Below are 14,337 nucleotides of genomic sequence, written 5' to 3'. Positions count from 1 at the left end.
CACATATCGTGCACAACCGCCCCGCCGCTCGCGCGGGGCGGCCGTCACGCGCGCTTCAAGCGGCCGGAGTACACTGCGCTTTCGTCCTCGGGGCCCCACGCGGGCGTGGCACTTGCCTGTCGCGCGGGCCCTCAACGCAGCTCCACTGGAGAAAGCCATGGCCGCGAAGAAGATCCTGTTCCTGACCGGCGATTTCGCCGAAGACTACGAAACGATGGTGCCGTTCCAGGCGCTGCAGGCCGTCGGCCACCACGTCGATGCAGTCTGCCCGGGCAAGCGCGCGGGCGACAAGATCAAGACCGCGATCCACGATTTCGAGGGCGATCAGACCTACACCGAGAAGCCGGGCCACCAGTTCACGCTGAACGCGGCGTTCGACGACGTCGACGCATCGCGCTACGACGCACTCGCGATCGCGGGCGGCCGCGCGCCCGAATACCTGCGACTCGATCCGAAGGTCATCTCGCTCGTGCGCGAGTTCGCCGAAGCCGGCAAGCCGATCGCGGCGATCTGCCACGCGGCGCAACTGCTCGCGGCCGCCGACGTGATCCGCGGCAAGCGCATCTCGGCCTACCCGGCCTGCGCGCCCGAGGTGAAGCTCGCCGGCGGCGAATACGCGGACATCCCGGTCGACGCGGCCGTGACCGACGCGCCGTTCGTCACCGCGCCCGCGTGGCCCGCGCATCCGGCGTGGCTCGCGCAGTTCCTCGCGCTGCTGGGCACGCGCATCGAGCTTTGAACCCGCGTCTGACCGTAAGTGAATTGAGATGAGATGAAGGGCCGGGCCGGCGGCGGATGCGCGCCGCCCTGCCCGCGCTTCAGCGTGCGACCGGCGTCGAGCCGACGTCCGCGATCCGCGACTCCAGCATCGCCAGCGCACCCGACAGCGCAGTCAGCACGTCGTCCGGCAATTGCGCCATCGTCTGTTCGAGAAACGCCTTGCGGCGCGGCAGGCACGCGTCGAACGCGGCGCGGCCGTCGTCCGTCAGCGTCACGTTGGTCACGCGATTGTCGCGTGCGTCGGATTCGCGCTGGATCCAGCCGAGCGCGTCGAGCGACTTCAACTGGCGCGTGAGCGCGCCCGGATCGACGCGCAGCACTTCGACGAGCTTCTTCTGCGACGAATGCCCGCCCATCGTGTGCAACGCGACCATGATGCGCCAGCGCGGCATCGGTTGCCCGACGTGCGCCTCGAACGCGATCATGAACGCGCGATACGTGCGTCCGAATTGCTGCAAGATCGCGACGCGGTCCTGTTCTTCCATGCGCTCAGTTCTACTCGTTCAATCGTTCAGTCGGCCGCGACATGCGGTTCGATCTTGTGCCGCAGCGCGATCGGCGGCACGCGGCGGCACTGCCACACCGACACCACGGCGACGACCGCCGCCATCGCGACGCCCAGATGAATCGCGCCGACGAGCGATTCGCGGGCCGCTTCCAGCAGCAGCGCGCCATTATGCCCGGCCCGCGTCAGCTCCGCGACGAGACCGCCCTGCGCGGCGCGATCGATCAGGATCTGCGGATCGGCGAGCTGCGCATGCCACTGCATCGCGTGGTCGGCCGACAGCGCATCGCGCACGCCGCTCGAATACATCTGGTTGACGAGCGTGCCGGTGAGCGCGGTACCGACCATCCCGCCGACCATCCGCAGCGACTGCAGCAACGCCGTCGCGATACCGAGATGCTCGCGGCCGGCCGTCTGCTGCGCGAAGACGGTGAGGTTCGGCAGCACGAAGCCGAGCCCGATGCCGCCCGCGACCATCAGCGCCATCAGCAGCCACTTCGGCGTCGTGTGGGTCGACACGACGATGCCCGCGCAGGTGATCGCGAACAGCACGAAGCCGACGTGCAGCATCGCATTCGGGTTGCGGATGCGCGTGACGACACGGCCGTTCATGATGCTGCCGATCGTGATGAACACGACGAGCGGCGTGATCACGAGCCCTGCCTCCTTCGGCGACATCCCGAACCCGCCCTGGAACAGCAGCGGCGCGTAGAACAGCAGCGAGAACATCGCGAAGCCGGCGAGGATCGCCAGCACGAAGAGCGCCGACAGCGCGCGGTTGCCGAACATGTCGAACGGCAAAATCGGCTGCGCGCAACGCTTCTCCCAGTGCCACAGGCCGAAACCGGCCGCGACCGCGACGACGAGCAGCAGCGACGCCCAGCTCGCGACCCCGTACTTCGGCAGCCATTCGACGAACAGCTGCAGCGCGCCGAGCGACAGCGCGATCAGCAGCGCGCCCGGCCAGTCGAGCCGCATCTTGCGATCGTGCTCGACGTGGCGCAGGTGCGGCAGGTAGCGCCACACGAACAGCAGCGACAGCAGGCCGACCGGCAGGTTCACGTAGAACACGGAGCGCCAGCCGAACGACTGGGTCAGCACGCCGCCGAGCGACGGCCCGACCGCGTTCGCGATGCCAAACGCGGAGCTCATCAGCACCTGCCAGCGCAGGCGCACGACGGAATCGGGGAACAGGTCGGGAATGCACGCGAACGCGGTGCCGACCAGCATCCCGCCGCCGATCCCCTGCAGCCCGCGCGCGAGCACGAGCATCAGCATGTCGTTCGCCATCCCGCACAGCACGGACGCGCCGGTGAACACGACGATCGACACGATGACGAACGGCTTGCGGCCGTAATAGTCGCCGAGCCGGCCGAAGATCGGCACCGTGATCACGGAACTGAGCAGGTACGAGGTCGCGACCCATGCGTACAGGTCGAAACCGCGAAGCTCGGCGACGATGGTCGGCAACGCGGTGCCGACGACGGTCTGGTCGAGTGCGACCAGCATGGTGACAAATGAGATCCCGATCATCGCCAGCAGCGATTCGCGGAACGGCAGGACTTGCCCGCTCGAATGGTGGGCGGCAGTATGGACGGCCATTTTTTGTTGGCGCAACTTTTGACGAGTCAAACAATCTCAAAATTCTAGCACGCCGGAGTAATCTAGGCTGGCGACGGTCAAACCGAACCAGACCGCCAAGGAGAAAGATGGAACCGATTTCAATCACCCCCGCGACCACGCTGTCCCAGGAGGATCGGGACGCGCTGTGGCGCGCGAAGCAGGTGCTGGAAAGCCCGTCGCTGACGATGAAGCTGACGGGCATGCTCGGCGCGCCGGTCGAGAAAATGATCGCCCGGCTGCCGGATTTCGCGACCGGCAAGATCAACGACGCGACGCAGCTCGCGCTGCGCAAGTGCCTGAACATCGCGCTGCGCACACTCGGCAAGCCGCCCGGGCCGGACGCCGAACCCGACAAGCCGAGCAACCTGCTGCACAAGCTCGCGGTGGCGACGACCGGCGCGGCGGGCGGCGCGTTCGGCTTTCTCGCGCTGCCGGTCGAGCTGCCGGTGACGACGACGCTGATCTTCCGCTCGGTGTGCGACATCGCGCGCAGCGAGGGAGAAGACCTGGGCTCGGTCGATACGCAGTTGCAATGCCTGGCCGTGCTTGGCATGGGCGGCAACCCGGACAAGCAGGAAGAGGACGCCGATCTCGGCTATTTCGTGCTGCGCGGCGCGCTCGCGCAGGCGATCTCGAAGGCGTCGTCCGACATCACGACGAAGGGCATCGCCGCGCACAGCTCGGCGGCCGTGTTCAAGCTCGTGCAGACGGTGGCGTCGCGCTTCTCGGTGCAGGTGACCGAGCAGATGGCCGCGAAGTCGATTCCGGCGATCGGCGCCGTGCTCGGCGCGACCGTCAATACGCTGTTCATCGACCACTTCCAGCAGATGGCGCACGGCCACTTCACCGTGCGCCGGCTCGAGCGCAAGTACGGCTCGGTGGCCGTCAAGGCCGCCTATCAGGCGATCGACGCCTCGCCGGCGCGCTGAACCGCACGCTCGACCGCGACGCGGCGCAGGAACGCGGCCGCGCGGTCGAGCGCGTCACGTGCCTCCGGCACCATCGGCGCGTACAGCTGCCACACGTGCGGCATGTCGGGCCACACCTCGATCTCCACCGCGACCCCGGCCGCCTTTGCCTTCTCGGCGACGCGGCGCGAATCGTCGAGCAGCACCTCGGTGCTGCCGACCTGGATATACAGCGGCGGCAGCCCCGCGAAATCCGCATAGAGCGGCGATGCGTACGGATTCGTGCCCGGCTCGTCGCCCAGGTACAGCTTCGCGGCCTTCGCCAGCGCCGCGCCCGCGAACATCGGATCGGCGCCGTCGTTCGTGCGCAGCGTCGCGCCGGTGGCGGCGAGATCGGTCCACGGCGAGAACAGGATCGCGCCGGCCGGCAGCGGCTCGCCGCGGTCGCGCAGCGCGACAAGCGTCGCGAGCGCAAGGCCGCCGCCCGCCGAATCGCCGCCGAGCACGATCGACTCGGGCGGCGTGCCGAGCGCCAGCAGTTGCCGGTACGCGGCCAGCGCATCGTCGAGCGCGGCCGGGAAGCGGTGCTCGGGCGCCAGCCGGTAGTCGAGCGAGAACGAGCGTACGCCCGCGCGCTTCGTCAGGCCGAACACGAGCGGACGGTGGGTCTTCGTCGAACAGAAGTAATAGCCGCCGCCGTGGAAGTACAGCAGCGTGCGGCCGGGGCCGCGGCCCGCAACCGAGTCGGTGCGTTCGAGCCATTCGCCGCGCAGCGGCGCATCGGCCGGGCCATAGCACTGGCGCAGCCGGTAGCCCGACGGCGCACGGCGCGGCACATACATTCTCAAGTCGGTAAAGCGCCGTGCGCGGGCGGGATCGAGTACCTCACGCGTGGTCTCGGGACGAAACTGCCGGCGCAGCAGCCAGCAGGCGAACTTGCTTTGCCAACTCATCGGACGCACTCCGTAATCACAGTGTGACGATGGTACGTGCGATCGTTCCCGCACCGCTCGACAGGTGCCTCTACTTGACATCCTCCCGCGCCTGAAGGCTCGGGATTCCTACCGCGTTTGAAACGATGATGCTCGTCTCAGATCGCCTCGGCGGGTTCCTGCTTCACGGAGCGGCCCGACTGCACCGGCTCTCCACAGGCTGCAACGCGGTGCCCCCGCGCCAGTATGTTGATCGCATCGACCACATCGGCATGGCCCTCATGCCCGCACCCGACACAGCGGAATGCCGCCTGCGGTTGCCGGTTTCCGGCGCTCACGGATCAAACGCCGGCACTCAGTTGGCCGGCATTACCTGGCCGCGGATCTCGCCGGCCGGGTGCTCCTTCGTATGGATGTTGAAATACCACTTGCCGCCCATCAGGTCGGTGACCTGCGCGTCGGTGAGCTCCTTCGAGCCCTTGATCGGGCTCGCCAGCTCCTCCTTCGGAATCGGCACCTGCACGCCCGCGTTCTGGCCGACCGGCGCCGGCCCGTGGAAGTGCGCGGCGGTGGCCGGCCCCGTGAGGTGCTCGTAGGTGACCTTCCACTGCAGCATGTGCGTGGCCGTGTCGTAGGTGGCCTCGGCGTCGCCCGAGCCCTTGGTCGCCGTGGGCGGCACCTCACTCGACGGCTGGAGATTGGCGGACAGGCGCACCGTTTCGGCGGCGGCGCTGCCGGCGGCCAGCACGCCCGCGAGTAACGCGACCTGGAGCAAACGCAGCTTGAGCATGGACTCTCCTTGTACGACGTTGTACGCCGCCCGAACGGGGGCGCCAGATAGGATGGTAGTCGATCGCCGCCGGTCCGGGAGTCGACCGAACGGCCATGCAGCGAATCGCCGCACCGCGCCCGGCCGGCCCGCTCGCACGGCCCACGGCGCGTCAGTCTGCATCAACCTGGAATGGACCTTTGCAGCCGGATGACTGAATCGACGCGCGGCCTTTCGCTACACTTCGTCTCACAGTTGCTTGTTTCCTTCGTCCGAAGGAGTCTGCGAGTATTCACGCGGCCGCCCGGCCGCGTTTTTTTTGCGCACGCCGCCGTCGGATCCGGTTCACCCCGTATCAGGCACGACGATACGAGCGCACCGCTTCACGTCACGCGCGATAGCCCGGATCGATGCGATCGACGATCCGCTGCAGCGCGTCGAACGCGTCCTGCCCCGCGCCATGCCTCGGATCGAAATTCAGCGAATCGCACACGCACCCCTCGAGCACCGGCGGCGCGATCGGCAGCGCGTCGCCGATCGCATGCGTGGCGACCTGCACCTCGCATGCGCGATTGAGCAGCCACATCAGCGAGAAGGTCTGCGCGAGCGTCGCACCGATCGTCACGGGCCCATGGTTGCGCAACAGCAGCACCGGCCGCCCGCCGGCGCTCTCGACGATGCGCCGCCCCTCCTCGAGATGCACGGTGATGCCCTCGAAGTCGTGATACGCGATCTTCCCGTACAGCTGCGCCGAATAGAAATTGGAGAACGACAGCCCGTCGCGCGAACAGCACACGGCCATCGTCGGCGTCGTGTGCACGTGCATCACGCAGTGCGCCTCGGGCAGCGCCGCATGGATCGCGCTGTGGAACGTGAAGCCGGCCGGGTTGATCGGCCAGTCGGAATGACCGATCACGTTGCCGTCGATGTCGATCTTCACGAGGTTCGACGCGCATACCTCGCGGTAATGGAGCCCGAACGGGTTGATCAGGAAATGACCGTCCTCGCCCGGCACGCGCAGCGAGATATGGTTGTAGATCAGCTCGGTCCAGCCGAGATGGTCGAAGATGCGGTAAGCCGCCGCGAGCTGCACGCGCGCCTGCCATTCGGCTTCGGAGAAACGGGCAGGACGCGTGAACGGCTGGTTCGGGACACGTTGCATGGGGGAACTCCGGTTGCGGGTGTGCGCGGCACGCGTGGCGCGAGCCGCCCGGCGGCCCCGTCGCGCACGCCACATTAGTTGCGCACACAACCATATCACGCTTCCCCGCGCACCGGAAACGCGGGTTTAGCCGGAGCGCTTCCGTCCCCTTAAAGCTGGTCGTCCACCGGCAGCAGCATGAACATGCCGGTCATCACGTTGCGCAGCAGCCCCGCGTGCGGATCGACGTGATAGGTGGTCGGCTGGCCGTTGTCGATGCCCGTCCATTCGAGTTCGGGCGACCCGCCGCCCGCCGGCGTGACGAGGCTCACGCGGTAGCTTTCATCCGGCTGGGTCACGCGCGCGAAAATCGTCGCGACCTGCTGCGCGAGCGCCGGGCTGTGGATCACGAGCGCCAGTTCGGTGTTCAGGTGCGCGGAACGCGGATCGAGGTTCATCGAGCCGATCACGAGGATCTTCCGGTCGATCACGTACGCCTTCGCATGCAGGCTCGCCCGCGAGCGCGACCCGAACAGGCGCGCGCGCGGCTGACCCGGCTGCGCCTTGAACTCGTACAGCTCGACGCCGTGCCGCAGCAACGGCACGCGATACGGACCGTAGCCGGCCTGCACGGCGACCGCATCGGTCGCGGCGAGCGAATTCGTCAGGATCGCGACGCGCACACCGCGCGCGGTCGCGTCGCCGAGGATCTTCACGCCCGCGTCGTGCGGCACGAAATACGGCGAGAACGCGAGAAATTCCTGCTGCGCGCCGCGCGTGAGGTCCACCAGGCGCTGCATCGGCGGGCTCACGTAAGCGTCGGTCGGCCGCGCGACCTTGTCCGGCGCGTCGACCTTGAACTCGGCCGGCGCCCACACGAGCGCGAGCTCGTCGCGTGAGATCTGCTGCGCGAGCGGCGTCGCGTTCAGCGGCTTCGCGTTGTATGGATCGGCGTTCGTGCGCCAGTGGGCGCGCAGCTCGTCGCGCGTCGCGTCGAGGTCCTTCGGATCGAACGACTGGTGATTCAGCACGCGCAGCGGATAGCTGCTCGCGCTCGACCAGTACGCGTCGAAGCTCGCCGAGACGTCGTTCGTCACGGGGCCGGCGGCCAGCACGTCGAGATCGCGGAACTGCAGCGTCGGGCTCGCGTTGAAGTATTCGTCGCCGAGATTGCGGCCGCCGACGATCGCGATCTGGTTGTCCGCGATCATCGCCTTGTTGTGCATCCGGCGCGTGAAGCTGTCGATGCGCGTGAAGAAATTGGCCGTACGTTCGACCATGCGCTGCTGCGACGCGCCGAACGGGTTGAACACACGAATCTCGATGTTCGGGTGCGTGTTCAGCGCGGCCATGATGCGATCGATGTCGCGGAAGTTCAGGTCGTCGACCAGCATCCGCACGCGCACGCCGCGATCGGCCGCGTACAGCGCCGCGGCGAGCAGCAGCTTGCCGGTCGTGTCCTCGGTCGCGATGTAGTACTGCATGTCGAGCGTCTTCGTCGCGGCGCGCGCGAGCGCGATGCGCATCTGCAGCGCCTCGGCACCTTCCGGCAGCAGCCGGAAACCGGACTGGCCCGGATGCGCGGCCTCGGGCGCGGCCAGCGCGTCGCGCAGCGGCGTCGCGGCATCGGGCGGCAACGCGTGGGAGACCGGGCGCTCGAGCGTGGTGGCGGGCGGATGCGTCGCGCAGGCGGCGACGAGCGACAACAGCATACCGACGGCCAGTGCGCGGGCCGGGCGGCAGGCGGCGCGCCACGACAGCGCGGCCGGTGCGCGCCGGATCAAAGAGGTGAACACGGAAACTTCCTCGACTGGCGGAACAAAAGGCCCGCATGCGCCGCGGCGCGCGGCTGGCGCGCGGTTCCGGCCGATTCTAGTGGGCGCCCGATGAACCGGTCAATCGCGCGGGGCGCCGCCGGCAGCTTCAGGCCACGGATGGCCGCCCGCCTGACGGGCGCCGATCCCCCGCCTTCCGGAGTCGCCCGCCGGACGGGCCACGCGCCAAAGCGGCCCAACCAATTTCATGTGCCATCGCCGCTGCGCTCGAAATGGCTGCGCACATAATCGATATGCGTCTGCATCGCGGTGCGCGCCTCCTCGGGCCGTTGCGCGCAGATCGCGTCGCACACGACGCGGTGCTGCAGCAACAGCAGCTCGGACGCCTGCTCGTCGTGCGTCGTCATGCCCGCCACGTTGATCGAGATGTGCTCGCGCAGCATCCCGATCACGCTCGTATGCAGGTGCAGGAACATCGTGTTGTGCGACGCAAGCGCGATCGCCTCGTGCAGCTTCGCGTCGGTCGCGGCTTCGACGGCCGCGGCGCCGTTGGCATGCGCGGTTTCGAGCTCGCGCAGCAGCGCACGGATCCGGCGCCGGTCATTCGCATCGGCGCGCAGCGCGGCGAAATAGGCGGTCGCGCCTTCGAGCACGCGGCGGAACTCGAGGATGTCGTCGCGCAGCGCCGGATGATCGGCGACCAGCTGGCCCCACGGCGACGCGATCCCGGCACGCAACTGGTCGGTCACGTAGACACCCGCGCCGCGCCGGCTCTGCAGCAGCCCGCGCGCGACGAGCCGCTGGGTCGCCTCGCGCACCGTATTGCGCGCCACGCCGTATTCCTGCGCGAGCACGCGCTCGGCCGGCAGGCGCGCGCCGGCCGGCCAGGTGCCGTCGAGCAGCGCCGTCTCGATCTTGCGCATCACCACTTCGGTCCGGCCCCGTGCCGTCATCGCTGCCATCGTCGCGTCTCCCTGCGCAATGCCTTCCGCGCCGATTGGCCCAACCAATTTGAGCTGCGGCGCCGTCGCGGGAATTATGCAGCGAAATCGTCGTCCCGCATCCGTATGCCGGGCCGGCGCCTCTGGAGCGAGACATGAACCCAAGGCAGTACCCCGCCGCCCCCGCGCACGTCTATCTGTTCGCGACCTGCCTGGTCGACCTGTTCGTCCCCGAAGCCGGGCTCGACGCAGTCCGCCTGCTGGAACGCGAAGGCCTGACCGTCCACTATCCGCGCGGCCAGAGCTGCTGCGGGCAGCCGGCCTACAGCAGCGGCAATCCCGACGAGGCGCGCCGCGTCGCGGCCGCGCAGCTCGACCTGTTCGCCGAACCGTGGCCCGTGATCGTGCCGTCCGGCTCGTGCGGCGGCATGATCCGGCACCATTGGCCGGCGCTGTTCGCCGACGATCCCGTCCATGGCCCCCAGGCGCGTGCGATTGCGGAACGGACCTACGAACTCACCGAATTCCTCGTACACGTGCTCGACGTGCGGCTCGATGCGCTCGCCGCGCCGGCCGGCGCCGACGAGCGCGTGGTGCTGCACACGTCGTGCGCGGCCCGCCGCGAGATGGGCACGCGCGTGCACGGCGTCGCGCTCGTCGACGCGCTGCCGGGCGTGACGCGCATCGAACACGAACACGAATCCGAGTGCTGCGGCTTCGGCGGCACGTTCTCGCTGAAGCATCCCGACATCTCCGGCGCGATGGTGCGCGACAAGGTCGCATCGGCCTGCGCGACGGGCTGCGACCGGCTCGTGTCCGCCGACTGCGGCTGCCTGCTGAACATCGGCCACGCGGCCGACCAATCCGGCGCGCCGCTGCCGGTCGAGCACCTCGCCAGCTTCCTGTGGCGGCGCACGGCCGGCGCCGCATCGCTGCGCGGAGACAAGCGATGAGCGCGCGCGACGCCATCCTCCAGCGGCTGCGCGCCGCCGCCCCCGGTGTCGCCGCCGATGCCGCCCCGGCGCTCGACGCGCGCATCGACACGCATTACGACGCACGCCGCATGGAAGCCGAGGCGGCACACGATCCGCACACACTTGCCCTCACGATGCAGGCCGCGCTCGCCGCGTCGCATGCAGACGTCTGGTGCGCGACCGGCGACGAATGGCCCGCGCAGCTCGCCGCGCGGCTCGCCGAGGCCGGCGTGCGCCGCCTGCTGCTCGACCCGGCCCGTGCCGAATCCGCGGCGCTCGCCCGCGCGCTGCCCGACACGGTCGCGCCGGTGCCGTTCGACCGGCCGATCGACGCATGGAAGGCCGAACTGTTCGACACGATCGACGCGGGCTTCACCGTCGCGCGCTCGGGCATCGCGGCCACCGGCACCGTCGTGCTCGCACCCGATGCCGGCACGCCGCGCACGGTGTCGCTGGTGCCGCCGCTGCACGTCGCGCTCGTTCATGCGAGCACGCTGCACCCCGACCTGCACGCGGCCGTGCACGCGGAGCGCTGGCACGCCGGCATGCCGACCAACCTCGTGCTGGTCTCGGGCCCGTCGAAAACCTCCGACATCCAGCAGACGCTCGCCTATGGCGCACACGGCCCGCGCCACCTGTGGGTCGTGATCGTCACCGAGACGGCCGCCGCTGGCCCGGCCGCCACCGCCAGCGAGGTACTCCCGCAATGAACGATCACACGCTGCACTTCGTCGCCCCCGGCGACTTCAAGGCCCGCGCGCGCGCCGCGCTCGACGATCCCGCGCTGCGCAAGAGCTTTCGCGGCGCGATGGACTTCCTGCAAGGCAAGCGCGCGACGCAGTTCCCCGACGACGCGGAGCTGCAGCAGTTGCGCGACCTCGGCGAAGCCGTGCGGCAGCACGCGCTCGCGCAATTGCCCGCCCTGCTCGAACGGCTGGAAACGAAGCTCACCGAAGCCGGCGTGCACGTGCACTGGGCCGAGACGGCCGCCGACGCGAACGCGATCGTGCTCGGCATCGCGCAAGCGAAGAAGGCGCGCCGCGTGATCAAGGGCAAGTCGATGGCGAGCGAGGAAATCGAGCTGAACCATTACCTCGCCGAGCACGGCGTCGACTGCATCGAATCCGACATGGGCGAATTCATCGTCCAGCTCGCGGGCGAGAAGCCGTCGCATATCGTGATGCCGGCGATCCACAAGACGCGCGGCGACATCGCCGAACTGTTCGCGGCGCACATCCCCGGCACGCGCTACACGGAGGACGTCGACGCGCTGATCCAGACCGGCCGGCGCGCGCTGCGCCGCGCGTTCGCCGAGGCGGACATCGGCCTGTCCGGCGTGAACTTCGCGGCGGCCGACACGGGCACGCTGTGGCTCGTCGAGAACGAAGGCAACGGCCGCCTGTCGACGACGGTGCCCGACACGCACGTCGCGATCATGGGGATCGAGAAGGTCGTCGAGAAGCTGGAGCACATCGTGCCGCTGTCGAGCCTGCTCACGCGCTCGGCCACCGGCCAGGCGATCACGACCTACTTCAACCTGATCTCGGGCCCGCGCCGCGACGGTGAGCGCGACGGCCCGCGCGAGCTGCATCTCGTGCTGCTCGACAACGGCCGCACCCAGGCTTACGCGGACGCGCAGCTGCGCGCGACGCTGCAGTGCATCCGCTGCGGCGCGTGCATGAACCACTGCCCCGTCTATACGCGCATCGGCGGCCACGCCTACGGCACGACCTACCCGGGCCCGATCGGCAAGATCATCTCGCCTCATCTGCTCGGCCTCGACGCGACGGCCGACCTGCCGACCGCATCGACGCTGTGCGGCGCCTGCGGCGAGGTGTGCCCGGTGCGGATCCCGATCCCGCAACTGCTCGTGCGGCTGCGCACCGAAGCGAACCGCAAGCCCGACGAGCCCGTCGCGCATCCGCTGCGCGGCCAGGGCGCGAACTACAACCGCGCGGAAGACCTCGTGTGGCGCTTCTGGTCGGGTGCGTTCGCGCATCCGCGTGCATACCGCGCGTTCCGCTGGACCGCAACGCGGCTGCGTGCGCTGACGCCCGCAAAACAGATGGGCTGGACGCAGCACCGCACGCCGCTCGAACCGGCGCCGCGCAGCCTGTCCGACCTGCTGCGCGCACGCGGCCAGCCCGAATAGCCGTTTCGTTTCTCAAGCCGTATCGACAAATACCTATGGAGGAGACATCCATGCAGGCCTGGCATCAGATCTACACGCCGCTCGGCAGCCTCGGGCTGTCGGCGTTCGTCGCCGCAATCCCGATCATCTTCTTTTTCGTCGCGCTGGCCGCGCTGCGGCTCAAGGGCCACGTCGCCGCGACGATCACGCTGCTGCTGTCGCTCGGCGTCGCGATCCTCGCGTACGGGATGCCCGTGCCGCAGGCGCTCGCAGCAGCCGGCTTCGGCTTCGCGTACGGCATCTGGCCGATCGCGTGGATCATCGTCGCGGCCGTGTTCCTGTACAAGGTCGTCGTGAAGACCGGCCAGTTCGACATCATTCGCGCGTCCGTACTGTCGATCACCGACGACCAGCGCCTGCAGATGCTGCTGATCGGCTTCTCGTTCGGCGCGTTCCTCGAAGGTGCCGCCGGCTTCGGCGCGCCCGTCGCGATCACGGCGGCACTGCTCGTCGGGCTCGGCTTCAAGCCGCTGCACGCGGCGGGACTGTGTCTGATTGCAAACACGGCACCGGTCGCGTTCGGTGCAATGGGCATTCCGATCATCGTCGCCGGGCAGGTGACGGGCATCGACCCGTTCCATATCGGCGCGATGGCCGGCCGCCAGCTGCCGCTGCTGTCGCTCGCGGTGCCGTTCTGGCTCGTGTTCATGATGGACGGGCTGCGCGGCGTGCGGCAGACCTGGCCGGCCGCGCTCGTCGCGGGCGGCAGCTTCGCGGTGACGCAGTACTTCACGTCGAACCACATCGGGCCCGAGCTGCCGGACATCACGTCGTCGCTCGTCAGCCTCGTCGCGCTCGCCGCGTTCCTGAAGGTCTGGCAGCCGCGCACCGCAAAGCAGACGGCCGGCGGCCTCGTCGCATCCGGCGGCGGCGCCGCGCTCGCGGGCTTCGGCGGCGCGGGCGCAGGCTCGCGCAGCGGCTTCGGCACCGGCACGAGCCGGCAGGCATCGCCGTACACGCTCGCGCAGACCGTGCGCGCGTGGTCGCCGTTCCTGATCCTGACGGCCGTCGTCACCGTATGGAGCATCGCGCCGTTCAAGGCGCTGTTCGCCGCGCACGGCGCACTCGCGTCGACCGTGCTGAAGTTCCATGTGGCGGGGCTCGACCAGCTCGTCGTGAAGACCGCGCCGATCGCCGCGACGCCGAAGGCGCTCGACGCGGTGCTGAAGATCGATCTCGTGTCGGCGGTCGGCAGCGCGATCCTCGTGACCGCGCTGATCTCGATGGCGCTGCTGCGGATGAAGCCGCGCGACGCGCTCGTCACGTTCGGCGAGACGCTGAAGGAGCTGACGCGCCCGATCCTGTCGATCGGCCTCGTGCTTGCGTTCGCGTTCGTCGCGAACTACTCGGGGATGTCGTCGACGCTCGCGCTGATGCTGGCCGCGACCGGCGCCGCGTTCCCGTTCTTCTCGCCGTTCCTCGGCTGGCTCGGCGTGTTCCTGACGGGCTCGGACACGTCGTCGAACGCGCTGTTCTGCTCGCTGCAGCAGGCCACGGCCCATCAGCTCGGCGTGCCCGAGACGCTGGCGGTGGCCGCGAACACGACGGGCGGCGTGACCGCGAAGATGATCTCGCCGCAATCGATCGCGGTCGCCTGCGCGGCGACGGGCCTCGTCGGCAAGGAGTCGGAGCTGTTCCGCTTCACGGTGCGGCACAGCGTGCTGTTCGCGGTGATCGTCGGATTGATTACGCTCGCGCAGGCCTACGTGCTGCCGGGGATGGTGCCGTAAGCGGCGCCCGCCCCAAAAACAAAACCCCACGCCCGGAAGAGCGTGGGGTTTTTCATGTCGCCGCTGGA

General features: G+C 69.1%; 13 protein-coding genes and 1 pseudogene. 6 read left to right on the top strand and 8 right to left on the bottom strand.

What is annotated here, in order from left to right:
• Positions 1–157 precede the first annotated feature (157 nt).
• The gene (locus CFB34_RS26415) at positions 158–739 is read left to right on the top strand and encodes a DJ-1/PfpI family protein (protein ID WP_021161332.1); all 582 of its coding nucleotides are present in this window, start codon (positions 158–160) and stop codon (positions 737–739) included.
• Positions 740–818: 79 nt separating this feature from the next.
• Here CFB34_RS26415 and CFB34_RS26410 read toward each other — a convergent pair whose 3' ends face one another.
• Positions 819–1,265: a MarR family transcriptional regulator gene (locus tag CFB34_RS26410; protein WP_089441002.1), complete on the bottom strand. Its 447-nt coding sequence runs from the start codon at positions 1,263–1,265 to the stop codon at positions 819–821.
• 26 nt (positions 1,266–1,291) lie between these two features.
• Complete coding sequence (locus CFB34_RS26405) at positions 1,292–2,887, bottom strand: MDR family MFS transporter (protein WP_089441003.1); 1,596 nt, start codon at positions 2,885–2,887, stop codon at positions 1,292–1,294.
• 107 nt (positions 2,888–2,994) lie between these two features.
• On the opposite strand from CFB34_RS26405, the gene CFB34_RS26400 reads away from it, so the two are divergent.
• Positions 2,995–3,837, top strand: a complete 843-nt coding sequence (locus tag CFB34_RS26400; RefSeq protein WP_046544431.1) for an EcsC family protein — start codon at positions 2,995–2,997, stop codon at positions 3,835–3,837.
• Here CFB34_RS26400 and CFB34_RS26395 read toward each other — a convergent pair.
• The 6 genes and pseudogenes from CFB34_RS26395 to CFB34_RS26370 all read right to left on the bottom strand — a co-directional run bounded on the left by CFB34_RS26395 (position 3,807) and on the right by CFB34_RS26370 (position 9,395).
• Positions 3,807–4,769 carry an alpha/beta hydrolase gene (locus CFB34_RS26395; protein ID WP_089441004.1) on the bottom strand — a complete coding sequence of 321 codons (963 nt, stop codon included), beginning with the start codon at positions 4,767–4,769 and terminating at the stop codon, positions 3,807–3,809. The genes CFB34_RS26400 and CFB34_RS26395 overlap by 31 nt on opposite strands.
• A gap of 137 nt (positions 4,770–4,906) precedes the next feature.
• Positions 4,907–5,086 (bottom strand): annotated as a pseudogene (locus CFB34_RS26390) (cytosine methyltransferase); the annotation flags it as partial.
• A gap of 17 nt (positions 5,087–5,103) precedes the next feature.
• Complete coding sequence (locus tag CFB34_RS26385; RefSeq protein WP_089441005.1) at positions 5,104–5,538, bottom strand: CHRD domain-containing protein; 435 nt, start codon at positions 5,536–5,538, stop codon at positions 5,104–5,106.
• A gap of 367 nt (positions 5,539–5,905) precedes the next feature.
• A complete protein-coding gene (locus CFB34_RS26380; RefSeq protein WP_089441006.1) occupies positions 5,906–6,679 on the bottom strand; it encodes a class II aldolase/adducin family protein in 774 nt (257 codons plus the stop codon).
• Between the two features lie 149 nt (positions 6,680–6,828).
• Positions 6,829–8,454, bottom strand: a complete 1,626-nt coding sequence (locus CFB34_RS26375) for a phospholipase D family protein (RefSeq protein WP_089441007.1) — start codon at positions 8,452–8,454, stop codon at positions 6,829–6,831.
• 224 nt (positions 8,455–8,678) lie between these two features.
• On the bottom strand, positions 8,679–9,395 hold the full coding sequence (locus CFB34_RS26370) for a FadR/GntR family transcriptional regulator (RefSeq protein WP_089441008.1): 717 nt from the start codon (positions 9,393–9,395) through the stop codon (positions 8,679–8,681).
• Positions 9,396–9,529: 134 nt separating this feature from the next.
• Between CFB34_RS26370 and CFB34_RS26365 the strand changes: the two genes are divergently transcribed.
• Genes CFB34_RS26365 through CFB34_RS26350 form a run of 4 tightly spaced genes read left to right on the top strand, consistent with a single transcriptional unit; the run spans position 9,530 to position 14,269 of the window.
• Entirely contained in the window at positions 9,530–10,327 is a 798-nt protein-coding gene (locus tag CFB34_RS26365) for a (Fe-S)-binding protein (protein ID WP_089441009.1), read from the top strand.
• Positions 10,324–11,058, top strand: coding sequence for a lactate utilization protein C (locus CFB34_RS26360; RefSeq protein ID WP_089441010.1), 735 nt, complete (start codon positions 10,324–10,326; stop codon positions 11,056–11,058). Before CFB34_RS26365 ends, CFB34_RS26360 begins: the two co-directional genes overlap by 4 nt.
• Positions 11,055–12,500 carry a LutB/LldF family L-lactate oxidation iron-sulfur protein gene (locus tag CFB34_RS26355; protein ID WP_089441011.1) on the top strand — a complete coding sequence of 482 codons (1,446 nt, stop codon included), beginning with the start codon at positions 11,055–11,057 and terminating at the stop codon, positions 12,498–12,500. The genes CFB34_RS26360 and CFB34_RS26355 overlap by 4 nt, the downstream gene beginning before the upstream one ends.
• A gap of 50 nt (positions 12,501–12,550) precedes the next feature.
• The gene (locus CFB34_RS26350) at positions 12,551–14,269 is read left to right on the top strand and encodes a lactate permease LctP family transporter (protein ID WP_089441012.1); all 1,719 of its coding nucleotides are present in this window, start codon (positions 12,551–12,553) and stop codon (positions 14,267–14,269) included.
• The last annotated feature ends 68 nt before the right edge of the window (positions 14,270–14,337 follow it).

The sequence above is a fragment of the Burkholderia sp. HI4860 genome, from assembly GCF_002223045.2.
Taxonomy (GTDB): domain Bacteria; phylum Pseudomonadota; class Gammaproteobacteria; order Burkholderiales; family Burkholderiaceae; genus Burkholderia.
Note: the sequence above shows the minus strand (reverse complement) of the source record. Positions and strands in the feature narration are given on the sequence as shown.

What these genes read in the sequence shown, in the direction of transcription:
- CFB34_RS26415 (WP_021161332.1), top strand. Translation starts at nt 158, where the DNA reads ATGGCCGCGAAGAAGATCCTGTTCCTGACCGGCGATTTCGCCGAAGAC.
- CFB34_RS26410 (WP_089441002.1), bottom strand. Translation starts at nt 1,265, where the DNA reads ATGGAAGAACAGGACCGCGTCGCGATCTTGCAGCAATTCGGACGCACG.
- CFB34_RS26405 (WP_089441003.1), bottom strand. Translation starts at nt 2,887, where the DNA reads ATGGCCGTCCATACTGCCGCCCACCATTCGAGCGGGCAAGTCCTGCCG.
- CFB34_RS26400 (WP_046544431.1), top strand. Translation starts at nt 2,995, where the DNA reads ATGGAACCGATTTCAATCACCCCCGCGACCACGCTGTCCCAGGAGGAT.
- CFB34_RS26395 (WP_089441004.1), bottom strand. Translation starts at nt 4,769, where the DNA reads ATGAGTTGGCAAAGCAAGTTCGCCTGCTGGCTGCTGCGCCGGCAGTTT.
- CFB34_RS26385 (WP_089441005.1), bottom strand. Translation starts at nt 5,538, where the DNA reads ATGCTCAAGCTGCGTTTGCTCCAGGTCGCGTTACTCGCGGGCGTGCTG.
- CFB34_RS26380 (WP_089441006.1), bottom strand. Translation starts at nt 6,679, where the DNA reads ATGCAACGTGTCCCGAACCAGCCGTTCACGCGTCCTGCCCGTTTCTCC.
- CFB34_RS26370 (WP_089441008.1), bottom strand. Translation starts at nt 9,395, where the DNA reads ATGGCAGCGATGACGGCACGGGGCCGGACCGAAGTGGTGATGCGCAAG.
- CFB34_RS26365 (WP_089441009.1), top strand. Translation starts at nt 9,530, where the DNA reads ATGAACCCAAGGCAGTACCCCGCCGCCCCCGCGCACGTCTATCTGTTC.
- CFB34_RS26360 (WP_089441010.1), top strand. Translation starts at nt 10,324, where the DNA reads ATGAGCGCGCGCGACGCCATCCTCCAGCGGCTGCGCGCCGCCGCCCCC.
- CFB34_RS26355 (WP_089441011.1), top strand. Translation starts at nt 11,055, where the DNA reads ATGAACGATCACACGCTGCACTTCGTCGCCCCCGGCGACTTCAAGGCC.
- CFB34_RS26350 (WP_089441012.1), top strand. Translation starts at nt 12,551, where the DNA reads ATGCAGGCCTGGCATCAGATCTACACGCCGCTCGGCAGCCTCGGGCTG.